The sequence below is a fragment of the Treponema sp. R8-4-B8 genome (genome assembly GCF_054786175.1).
The window spans coordinates 1-920 of sequence record NZ_BDHE01000141.1; the positions used below are offsets into that span (position 1 = coordinate 1).

A 920-nucleotide genomic window follows, 5' to 3' on the forward strand; every position below is an offset into this window, starting at 1 on the left:
CCTTAGCATACCTAATCCTACCCGTTTGCTTGACGGGATTCTAACCCATGAATCTCTTGATGAAATTTCCAATGTGCCGGTCTTGGCTAAAGCCGCCTCCGCGTTGATAGCATTGAAAGATAATAGTCTCCTTAAAAATGGCTTAGTGCGTCTTGCGATGCGTGGAAATTTGGAACTTGCCCTGCTTCCTACTAATTCTGAATCAAAAATATTAGTAGCCGCATGGGACTTTGGTTTTTTCTCCCCGTTACTGCGCTTTCTTCCAGTGATTTCAAATTTCAAAAACATCCCCGATCTTTATTATGTGCAAGCCGGAAAAAATTCACGTTTTGAATACCGCTTGAGCGACAAGACATATTACATCGCTCCTTATCGCAACCTGCTCTTTATAACCGATAATTCGCGTATTTTTGAGTCACGCTCCGCCGCAAATTCAGGTAACGCTAAGGCATTTGCCTCTATCAAGCCTTCAGATTTTGACGCGGCGCTTATGCTTTCCAATGAATTTATCAGCTCTCTTTTATCAGATCAGGACTCAGGTATTGCGGCAATTTTGAATAATGTCGTATTTGATTCAAAGGTTGAGGCGGGACTTTCAATATTTCCCAAAAAGATTGAATTCAATTTGGCGTCTCCGTTGTCGTCCAATCAGGCTAGTTTAAGCCGATTGCTCGGACAGCGTTCCCGCGTCCCGAACATAGCGGAACGTATTCCCGCAAACGCGCAATACGCGACAATACTTTCCGCCGGTACGTTAGATGAAATTTATCAGACCGCTCTTGTGTTTACCCAGGGACTTGATAATGCGCTCAAGACAGCGGATAATTCTTCCAAATTACTTTTAGGTTTATCGCTGAACGATCTTCTTTTTTCATGGTCGGGAAATGAATTTGCCGCTTTCGGCTTGGAGGGGCGGCCTC

Annotated in this window: 1 protein-coding gene; it reads left to right on the forward strand. The window is 44.1% G+C overall.

Annotated features, from left to right (window positions below):
• The coding region (locus ACYVRA_RS07445) for a hypothetical protein (protein WP_461252112.1) at positions 1 to 920 on the forward strand (920 nt) is incomplete at both ends.